This is a genomic window from Micromonospora sp. DT227, from assembly GCF_049841835.1.
GTDB lineage: Bacteria > Actinomycetota > Actinomycetes > Mycobacteriales > Micromonosporaceae > Micromonospora.
In genome coordinates this window covers 171,807-182,007 of the sequence record NZ_JBNCLA010000011.1, presented here as the reverse complement: position 1 = coordinate 182,007, position 10,201 = coordinate 171,807, and the positions used below count along the sequence as shown (strand labels likewise).

Below are 10,201 nucleotides of genomic sequence, written 5' to 3'. Positions count from 1 at the left end.
CCAGCCGCACCAGCCGCGACACCCCGCACCACCGACGAGGCATCCACATCCCGCAACCCCGCCAGATCCTGCAACCCAGCCGGATCCTGCAACCCAGCCAGATCCTGCAGTCCAGCCAGGAGGCCGTCCACATCTGCGGTCACCACCACCGCCCGATGCGCGAACACCGACCGGGCGGTGGCCAGGGTCCAGGCCACATCCGGGACCGAGAGCTCCAGCTGCTCGGTCACGAACGCCCGTAGCCTCATCGCCTGCTCACCCAACGCACGGGCCGATCTCGCCGACAGCGGCAGCGCCCACGGTGCCGACCCCACCGGCCCGCCGAGCCTGACGCCCTCCGCGACCTCAGGGTCGGTGACCTCGCTGACGACGACGTGGCAGTTGGCGCCGCCCATGCCGAACGAGCTGACGCCCGCGACCAGCGGCCGGCCAGGTTCCGGCCATCCCGCGGTCTGCGTCTGAACCTGGAGGTTCTGTTCCTCCAGCCGAACCCACGGACTCGCCTGCCGGAAGTTCAAACTGGCCGGAATCTGACGGTGGTAGATCGCCAAGACCACCTTGAGCAAACCGGCGATACCCGCAGCACCCTCAAGATGGCCAATGTTCGTCTTGACCGAGCCCACCCGCAACGGACCATGAGCACGCCGGGGCCTGCCCACGGCCGCGCCCAGCGCGGCCGCCTCGATCGGATCACCAACCTTCGTGCCCGTGCCGTGCAACTCCACATACTGAATGTCTGCCGCCTGCACGCCCGCGCGTTCATGCGCGAACCGAATGACCTCCTCCTGCGCGGAGGCACTAGGAACCGTCAGGCCCTCACTTACCCCATCGTGGTTGACAGCGCTACCGCGAATGACGCAATACACGTGGTCACCGTCGGCCAACGCCTGCCCCAACGGTTTCAGGACAACGACCGCACCACCCTCGCCACGCACGAACCCGTTGGCCCGGGCATCAAACGTGAAACAGCGGCCATCCGGCGACAACGCCCCGAACCTCGACAACTCAACGGCAGCCTCTGCGCTGAGGTTAAGAACAACCCCGCCAACAATCGCGCTGGAACACTCACCACGACGCAGGCTCTCACAAGCGAGGTGAACAGCGACCAACGACGACGACTGGGCGGTATCAACAGTGATACTCGGCCCAGTCAACCCGAACACATACGACACCCGATTAGCGATCATGCCACGCTGCAAACCAGTGGTGCTGTGCTCAGTGATCCCCTCCACCCCGCGCCGACGCGCCACGGTGGCGTAGTCATCCTTGTTCGCACCGATGAACACCCCGACACGGTTGCCCCTGACTCGCTCCGGCACGACGCCGGCGTCCTCAAGCGCCTCCCAACCCAACTCCAGCGTCAGCCGCTGCTGCGGATCAACAGCAGCAGCCTCCCGCGGCGAAATCCCAAAAAACCCCGCATCGAACTGATCAACCCCGGAAAGGTAACCCCCATACCCCGCACCCAGGGCCGGACTACCCGAGTCGACCGCAGCAACGCCCCACCGATCAGCAGGAGTGGAAGAGATCCCGTCCAACCCATCACGCAACAAGGCCCAGAACCCTGCCGGACCAGCCGCGCGCGGCAGACGACACGACACACCGACAACGGCAATCGCACTATCCTGACCCCGAAAGGCCTCAGACATCGCTGAAAATCTCAGACATCGCCAACCTCAGATATTCTCATCCACACAGCGGAAAACACGAACCAGCGGCCTGGAAGTGAGCCTGCCGGTAACACCTCGGCTGGGCTCACACAGCCACCCGACCTACACGTGATCTTCGATTACGGACCATCAGGTCAACGCCACGCGGTCGGAGTCTTGACACTGAATCGTTTGACGAGACGTCGTCAGCAATGACTCGGCAGGTCGGGCACGTGAAGACCTTCGGCGAATGTCCTTGAGGGTCAGTCACCGGACCCAATCGCGGAGGAACGGTGCAGCGATGCGACGGTTCGATCCACGCCCACTGGTGAGCGCCAATCGGCCGTACCCTGTAGCGAGTAGAGCGAAAATGTCGAGCTCGATGCCTTCCGGCAGGCGGCAGAGCCGCCGTCAACTGGAGAGGTCGAGCGGGTTGCCGACGGTCAGGCTGACAGCGATCGGGATACTCAGGCCTTCGATGATCACATGACGTTTCGAGCCGGTTTCGACGCTGTCGCCCTATCGTGGGTCGCCCTTCTGATCCCACACGTACGAATTGTCGAACAGCGCCTACACCCAGTCGATCATGTCCGCAGCATGCGGATCGGCCGGCAGCACCTCGTGTCACCATTTTGATCCCAGCGGGCGGCACCACTGCGCGTGCCGGGCGACAGCGGCCCGATCCAGTCCCAGAACCCGTCCAGAATCATCCATAGCAACTGGTGGCCCTTTCACATGGCAAATCCACTATGGGCCGCCGTCTACAAAAGACTGGTGATCCCAGATCGTCGTGTGAGGCGATCCATGAGGTGTGACAGACCCGCTGATTGCCTGGGCAGTCGTTCACATGAACCGCTTACCTCCCCCGGGAAGCGTCTACTTGAGGCCGGGGCCGCGTTGGCACAGCCGACTGCCCCAACCTGGCCGGGAAGACACGTCGAGGTGAACGATGACGAGGCATCGATGATCCTTCCCCCGTAGAAGTTTTCTTCACCGGAACGGCTTCTCCATACACGATTCTCAATATCCGCGCACCCTGTCAAGCGTCCGGCGCAACGACCGCAAGCACGAAGAAGGGACGCGATGACGCGGCCGGCCGATCGTGTCGTTCGCCGCTACCGGCGAGTTCGGCTGGCTCTGCCCGCCGGTCCGGACCAGCGGACAAAGCCGTTGACGGCAAACGCTTCCGCGCCCGTCGCGTTCGCGGACCAGGTCGTGCGACGCCCACACTGTCACGTTCGACATCGGGACCCGCAGCCCGTCGCCGGTCGCCCTCAGCGCCGACTCCTTACGCGTCCAACAGTGGAAGAATGCCTGGATCCGGGCCCGCCGGCCGTGAACAGCGCGGAAGTCCGCGCGCTGGGCGTCGCCGAGCACCAGCCCCAGCATGCTGTCGACGTCGACGTCGACGTCGGCGATCGCCTGCCCGACGTCTACTCCGACGGCTGCGTCCGCGCACAGCGCGACCGCCACCATGTCGCCGGCATGCGTGCAGGAGACGTTGAGCGTGCTTCCGACGACCTCAGGGTGCCCGTGCGGACCTCGGCAGTCCGGACACTCGCGGCGAAGCTTGACCTTCCGCGGATCGTCATCGGCCGACTCGGCAACCGTGGCCTTGAGGAGCGGGGTTGCCGTCGTGAGCCGTCGTCGCGCCGCGACCCGGCGGCGGGACCCGGCGCGGGCCCACTCCGATTCGCTGAGCGGGTCCTCGCACCAGTCGTGGGCGTCGGCCGGGTCGATGCACCGCTTGTGGCAGTCGATCGGGGCGACCGCCGCGCCTGCTGGTCTGGCCTTCAGGCGGGCACGGAGGAACTGGCCGTTGAGGAACGCCGGCACGTGGAGACGACCGATAGCGCCGCTGCCGGGTCCGACGGGCCGCGTTCAATCGGGTGCAGGACCGCCAGCGCCGGGCGTCGTCCCGGTGTGAGAGCGCCCGGAACGGGTTCGTACGGGTTCTCGGCCCTCGAAGCCGATGTCGGCAAGGTCGTTCGCACTCACGTTCTGCCTGCAGCGGCTTGAACCCGTGCCCGGGAGGCGTGCGACATGGCCTGGCTCAGAGCGGCCGCCCGCGCGTCCGTCCCTGACGCCATGGATCCGGCGCCTTGCCGGTTCGTCGCAGCTCCTTGATCCAGCCGTTGGCGATCTGCCGGGGAACCGAGTAATGCTCGGCGACCCTCGCCGCACTCCCCATCTTCCAGTACGTGACGGGGAAGTCGGGCGGCATGTCGCTGACGTGCTTACCGACGCGTCCGGGCGGCACCTTGTCCGCAGGCGCCGACATCCGCCCTCCGTCGACTGGTTGCGCAGGCTCGTCTCGTTCCACGTCATGTCCGTCAACGATGTCCGGCACCGAGCCAGCGGTTTCCGCCTCTCCAGACAGCCGAGACGCGATCTCGACAATCTGTCGAAAGTCCAGCTCAGCCAGCGTCTTCGGCACAGCGGAGCCACCGTCGTCAGGACGTACCGAAATCTCCCGGAGGGTAGGGCCAGTTGAGGCCAGGTCCACAACGACCTTTATCTGCCCGCTGCCGCCAACCTGCTCAACTGTGATGAGGTACTCGCTCATCAAAGCTCTCCTCTATGCGGTGAGCCCGACCACGGGCAGCACACCGTTACGATGGCTTGCCGTCCAGCTTCCGCAACCGGCCTATCCAACCCTTCGCGGTGTGCCGCGGAACCCCGTAGTGTTCGGCGACGCCGGTGACGGTACCAGCGGCCTCGTACACGGCCCGGACTTCTTCCGCATCGGGCATGCGCCGGTAGGCGCGGCCCGACCCGGTCCCCTGATCGCGCGTCGTCTCTGCCGGTTGCGCCGCGGCAAGCCGGCCATGATCCGCCGAACCGTCAACCGACTGCTGAGTGTCGGACCGCCCGCGAGTCGTCACCCGACCGCCAGCGGGCGCGCGGGGACCGACGACTCCAGTCGCCGCGCCGGCCTCCACTGCCGAACTGCTGGCACGCGAGGCTCCCGCGCCCCTGATCAGTGCCTGCCCGATCGCCTCAAGATCTATCTCAGGCAGCGAGCTGACAGTCAAACCGGTCGGACCATTGCTGCGCATCGTTATCTCAGCGATCCGGTGCACGCCGCCGCTGGCTTCAATCCTGATCAGGAGTTGAACCGCACCAGCAACTTCATCGTCATCCGTTGATATAGCGACACGAAAGGCAGTCATCCCGACATGTTAGTCCTTCGCCTTGCGGGTGCCGGCAAAGGCGTCCGCCCTGCTCATGACAGGGTTTGACGGCCAGGGCGAGAACGTGTGCTCCTCGGCCTGTCCAGGCTGCTCGCATCTGAACGATCGGGCCAAGGACGCGGGAATTTTGCCCCTGCGACACCAGATCGCCGTCCTCGAACGGCAGATGCACGGCCCGCGCTTCGCTGGCACCGTGACCCTGATCGCTGCCCGGCACGGCCGCTGCATCCGCCACCCAGACCGATCACCAACCCAGACCCGATCACCCACCTGGCCATCCGCCGACGTGACCGCCTGGGCGGAGTCCTCCACGAGGACGAGCCTGCTGCCCGAACTGCACGGACAGGGTTTCCGGCACCCGCAGCGGCGCCAGCGGGATCGGCGCCGCGACGGCGCGCCGGTTCGCCGTTGAGGACGCGGCCGGCGTCCGCGTCGCGGATCACTACGCGCGGCCGCCGCCGCGGTGGCCGCCGAAATCTGGCAGGCGAGCGTTCCCGCACTGGCGACGCGCACCGACGTGGCGGTGGGGAGTACGAGGTCGTCGCGCTGATCGACGCCGTCGAGCGGCACGTCTACTCCGCGCGCGCCTGGCGCCCGGATGTTGGCCCGCGGCGGCGGATACCTGCTGGGCGACCCGGTCTGCTGGTGGCCCCGGGGGAAACGCCGGTACGCCGCGACGAAGCACGCCGCGGTGGCGTACGCCGAATGGCTGGCGGTGACCTACGGCGACGCCGGCCTTCGGGTGAGCGCGGGGCGTGCGTACCCCGTTGTCGACGACCGGCCCCGAGGCCGGTCGGCCGCGGCGAAGGCCGTCACCGCGGCCGGCGAGCTGCTTGAGCCGGACGACGTCGCCGGCGTGGTGGTCGAGGGTCTGGCGGCCGAGCGGTTCCTCGTCCTGCCACGCCCCGAGGTGTCCCGGTACGTGCGGCACAAGGCCGCCGACCGGGACCGCTGGGTCGCCGGCGCCCGCCGCCGGACCGCCTGAACCGCCGGACGGGCGGGCGGCCGGGTCAGTGGCGGCCGGTCAGCTCGACCCGCAGCGTGTTCAGGTGATGCTGGAACGGCGAGTTGACATGCCAGTCCGGTGTCGCGTCGACCGGGCGCAGGTCCGGGAAACGAGCAAGCAGGATGCGGAAGCACTCGTCCGTTTCCATCCGGGCCAGCGCGGCGCCCAGGCAGTAGGACGCGCCCATGCCGAACGCGGTGTGCCGGTTGGGGGTACGGGTGACGTCGAAACGGTCGGGTTCGTCGAACACCTCGGGGTCGCGGTTGCCGGCCACCATGGCGAGGTAGATGGTCTGGTGCGCCGCGATGGGCACGCCGCCGATCACCACCGGTTCGGTGGTGATCCGCACGACGCTCCCGCCCGGGCCGTCGCAGCGCAGCATCTCCTCCACGGCTGACGGGGTCAGCTCTGGCTTCTTCTTGAGCAGGTCGAGCTGCTCGGGGTTCTGGAACAGCAGGAGCAGCCCGTTCGCGATGAGGTGGGCCGTCGTCTCGTGGCCGGCGAACAGCAGCAGCACGCAGTTGGCGACGATCTCGTCCTCGGTGACCAGGCCGTCCTTCTCGGCGGCCGCGAACGTGCTCAGCACGTCCTCGCGCGGCTGTTGCCGGCGCTCCGCCAGCAGTGGCCGCAGGTAGTCCTGCATCTCCAGGAGGCTGCGCTGGCACCGGCGCAGCTGGGCCAGGTTGGCGATCTGAAAGACTGTGTGGATGTCCCGCGACCAGGCATGGAGCAAATCGCGGTCGCGGATCGGCATGCCGAGCATCTCGGCGATGACATTCGCCGGCAGCGGGAACGCCAGGTCCTTGACCACGTCCATCCGGCCCTGCGGCGCCACGGCGTCGAGCAGCTCGTGGGTCAACTCCCGTACCCGCGGGCGCAGCGCGTCCACTGTGGCGGGCATGAAGTACCGCTTCAACAGCTGCTGGAAGCGGACGTGGTCAGCGGGGTTGGTGTGCCCCATCCACATGTCGAGCGAGGCGCGCAGCGGCAGCAACTCGTCCTGCTCGGCGGGACTCAGCCGCCGGAGACCCTGGGCCATGTTCGCGTTGGCCAGGCGGCGGTCCTTCATCCCGGCGACGATGTCCGCGTGCCGGGTGACGAGGTACGCGTTGAGCTCCGGAACCCAGGTCACCGGGGATTCCGCCCGAATTCGGTGGAACAGGCGGGTCGGGTTTTCCAGCGCCTTGAGGGTGAACAATCTGTCCTGCCGAATCGGCCCGCTCATATCCTCCATGCGGTGATTATGGCGTGGGACGTACGCCGGCGCCATGCCCGCCCGCGGCGGGCACCTGTCGCTCGACCGGCCGGAAAAGTTCCCAGCAAAGCGCAGGAAATTGGCGGGAACCAGGTCGGGGCGGGTTTCGACCAGGCCTGTCCGCCGATCATGGAAGCCCGATGATGGCGGCGATCGGGACGAGGCCGGCCCGGTAGCGGATGGCGTCTGGCGTAGCGAGTGGCCAGGTCACGCCGCCGCTTGAGGCGGCTGAAGCAGCCTTCCACGAAGGTGCGCCTTTACGGAACGTAGCCGGATCGGGCTTGTCACTACTTGCCCGAGATGGTCACTGAGCTGCAATTAGGCCGCTCAGCTTGCATCGACCGCTGCAACTCTTAGCTAATATTTGACTTGATCTACAGGACCGTCGCCACACTCACCAGGGAGGCGACCGACACGAGAGCGCAGCAGCGGGCCCGATGCCGGATACCCGACGAATCAGCGTGGCGACGGTCGATACTTCTTCACCTTTTGCGTCACCTCTGACACCCTGCAATCGCGGCATAACCCAGTGGATAGGCGGGTCGAGAGCGATGACAAAGTGTTGGCTGGTCACGGGGTGTTCGAGCGGACTCGGTCAGGCTCTCGCGGCCCGGCTCGCCGCCGAGGGCGACCAGGTGGTGGCGACCGCCCGGCAGCCCAAGACCCTGGACGGGTTGGTCGCCCGGCATCCGAACAACGTGGTGGCCGCCGCCCTGGACGTACGGGATCCGGAGCAGTGCGCAGCAGCGGTCGAGCGTGCCGTGGAGGCCTTCGGCGGCATCGATGTACTGGTCAACAACGCGGCCTACGGCCAGTTCGGCACCTTCGAGGAGGCTTCCGACGCGGAGCTCGCCGCACAGTTCGCCACCAACCTCTTCGGGCCGTGGCGGCTCACCCGCGCCGTGCTGCCGCTGTGGCGGGCGCAGCGCCGCGGGCACGCCGTTTTCGTCAGCTCGGTCAACGGCGTGGCTCCCTTCCCCGGGCTCGCCGCGTACACCGCGAGCAAGTTTGCTCTGGAGGGAGCGGCCGAAGCGTTGGCCGCCGAGGCCGGGCACCTCGGGGTCAAGGTGACCATCCTGCAGCCGGGCGGTTTCGCCACCGGTTACAGCGCCAACATGCAGATGCCGGAGCACCGCATCGCGGACTACACGCCGGTCACCGAGAGCGCGCTCCGCGCGCTGCACGAGATGAACACCTATGCGGAGATCAACACCCCCGAGCTCTTCGCCGACGTGGTCTGGCGGCTCGGTCAGATGGACTCGCCGCCGCTTCGGCTGCCGGTGGGATCCGACTCGGAGGCGTTCCTGAAGCTCGCCTACGACGCCCGACGCCGGGAGTACGACCAGGTGATCAAGGCGGGCCATCACACCATCCCGTGAGCAGGCGTGCGAGGTGGCCTTCGCCGGCCGACCCCGCCCGGACAGCCGGCGCCAGAGGTGAATCTGCTCGGGTGCTGGAGGACAGCGAGCAGGCCGTGCTGGCCGGGATGCGGCAGTCGGCCGAGGACGCCGGCTGCTCGCCCCGGCCGTCCCGGCGACGTCGGCGGGCATTCCGGCGGCGGCGGACTCCAGGACCATGCCGACGGCGCAGTGCCCCGCCGGCCGGGCGGGGCACCCATTCGACTCAGGACTATTTCGCCACCAAGGCACAATCGAGCTAAACCGATGCAACCTGGTGCCGGCAGAGAGATTGTCTTGTCAGCCACGCTACCGAGTGTTAGCGTTCGGATACAGCTCGATCCCCTTCGGCCACCAATCAGGACAATGGCTTCCATCAACGCCACAAATTGCCCTGAACGCTCACTTCCTGCTCGCCCGTAGGAGATTTGTGTGCAATCAAAGCGACCGCGAGGATGACCGCCACCTCGGCTCGTGAATCGCCATTCACACTCGATTCCTCCCGAGCCCGCGACTTTCGCCTGTACTGGCTCGCCGGCGGAGTCAACCTGCTCGGTTCCCAGGCCTCCGGCCTGGTGCTCCCACTGGTGGCGCTGGCGATCAGCGGCTCGCCCACCGCCGCCGGCCTGGTCGGCGGCGTCGGTCTGGCCGGACGGCTGGTCACCGCGCCGGTGGCGGGAGTCCTGGCGGACCGGTTGCCCCGCAAGGCCATGATGGTCACCGCACTGCTGGTGGCGGCCGGGGCGATCGGCATGGTCACCGCCACGCTGGCGGCGGACGCGGCGACCCTCGCCGTCCTGACCGGCGCCGCGTTCGTCGAGGGGGTGGCCCAGGCCGGCTACGAATCGGCCGGCGCGGGGGCCATCCGTCGAGTGCTGCCCGCCGACGACAAGCAGGCACTGGCCCGGCTCGAAGCGCGCAACCACGCCATGCGGATCGCCGGGCCAATGCTCGGGGGCGCGCTTTTCCAGGTGGCGCGCTGGATGCCGTTCCTAGCCGACGTGATGACCTATTTAATCGCCGCTGCCTGTGTCGCCGCCATCCGGACGGATCTGTCCCCACAACGGACCGCACGTCATTCGTTCCTCACCGATCTCCGGGCCGGTCTCCGCTTCGTGTGGAAACGAAAATTCCTGCGGTTCGTCACGTTCTGGGCCGCCGGAATCAATTTCGTGCTCGGGGCACTCGTCTACCACACCATCCTGGTCACCGGCCGTCGTGGCGACCTGCCGGTGTCGATCGGCCTGATTCTGGCGATCGCCAGCGTGGGCGGCCTGATCGGCGCACTGGCCGCGCCCGGGGTGCTGCGTCGGGTCCGCCCGGTGGTGGCCATCCCGGTCGTGTCCTGGGTGACGGTGGGCCTGGTAGCCCTCCTGGCCGTGGCCCGACAACCCTGGAGCTACGGACTCATCTTCGGACTGATCTTCCTACTCACACCCATCGTGGCCATCGTCTTCCAGTCCCGCGCCATCACCGTCACGCCCGACCATCTCCAGGGGCGGGTGGCGACGGTGATCGGCACCACCGGTGATGTCCTGCGGGTGTTCGCGCCGGTCGTCGCGGGTGCCCTGGTCGCCCGGTTCGCCCCGGGCATCGCGGCTCTGTCCCTCGCGGTGCTCACGGCCCTGCTCGCCGCATACGCGACAGTCAACGTCCGGCGGTTGCGCACCAGCGCTCCGACCGTCAGGGAGGACTGAAAG

8 protein-coding genes and 1 pseudogene are annotated in these 10,201 nt (G+C 67.6%); 3 read left to right on the top strand and 6 right to left on the bottom strand.

The features are described 5' to 3' along the window. The 4 genes from ACLQ2W_RS29555 to ACLQ2W_RS29540 all read right to left on the bottom strand — a co-directional run. On the bottom strand, window positions 1–1,649 hold a 1,649-nt coding region (locus ACLQ2W_RS29555; RefSeq protein ID WP_425790605.1), incomplete at its 3' end, for a type I polyketide synthase. 1,020 nt (window positions 1,650–2,669) lie between these two features. Then, window positions 2,670–3,485 carry a 4'-phosphopantetheinyl transferase family protein gene (locus ACLQ2W_RS29550; RefSeq protein ID WP_425790603.1) on the bottom strand — a complete coding sequence of 272 codons (816 nt, stop codon included), beginning with the start codon at window positions 3,483–3,485 and terminating at the stop codon, window positions 2,670–2,672. A 217-nt stretch (window positions 3,486–3,702) separates the two neighbouring features. Beyond that, window positions 3,703–4,215 (bottom strand): hypothetical protein, encoded by a 513-nt coding sequence (locus tag ACLQ2W_RS29545; protein ID WP_425790601.1) that lies wholly within the window; start codon window positions 4,213–4,215, stop codon window positions 3,703–3,705. 46 nt (window positions 4,216–4,261) lie between these two features. After that, window positions 4,262–4,822 (bottom strand): hypothetical protein, encoded by a 561-nt coding sequence (locus ACLQ2W_RS29540; protein ID WP_425790599.1) that lies wholly within the window; start codon window positions 4,820–4,822, stop codon window positions 4,262–4,264. Between the two features lie 619 nt (window positions 4,823–5,441). Between ACLQ2W_RS29540 and ACLQ2W_RS29535 the strand changes: the two genes are divergently transcribed. After that, entirely contained in the window at window positions 5,442–5,828 is a 387-nt protein-coding gene (locus tag ACLQ2W_RS29535) for a hypothetical protein (RefSeq protein ID WP_425790597.1), read from the top strand. A gap of 25 nt (window positions 5,829–5,853) precedes the next feature. On the opposite strand, the gene ACLQ2W_RS29530 is transcribed toward ACLQ2W_RS29535, so the two are convergent. Both ACLQ2W_RS29530 and ACLQ2W_RS29525 read right to left on the bottom strand, forming a co-directional pair. Next, window positions 5,854–6,981, bottom strand: a complete 1,128-nt coding sequence (locus tag ACLQ2W_RS29530; protein ID WP_425790595.1) for a cytochrome P450 — start codon at window positions 6,979–6,981, stop codon at window positions 5,854–5,856. Window positions 6,982–7,231: 250 nt separating this feature from the next. Continuing rightward, a pseudogene (locus ACLQ2W_RS29525) lies at window positions 7,232–7,381 on the bottom strand (IS5/IS1182 family transposase); the annotation flags it as partial. A 274-nt stretch (window positions 7,382–7,655) separates the two neighbouring features. Between ACLQ2W_RS29525 and ACLQ2W_RS29520 the strand changes: the two are divergent. Together ACLQ2W_RS29520 and ACLQ2W_RS29515 are read left to right on the top strand one after the other, a co-directional pair. After that, a complete protein-coding gene (locus ACLQ2W_RS29520) occupies window positions 7,656–8,483 on the top strand; it encodes an SDR family oxidoreductase (RefSeq protein WP_425790593.1) in 828 nt (275 codons plus the stop codon). Window positions 8,484–8,956: 473 nt separating this feature from the next. Continuing rightward, complete coding sequence (locus ACLQ2W_RS29515; RefSeq protein ID WP_425790591.1) at window positions 8,957–10,198, top strand: MFS transporter; 1,242 nt, start codon at window positions 8,957–8,959, stop codon at window positions 10,196–10,198. Window positions 10,199–10,201 lie beyond the last annotated feature (3 nt).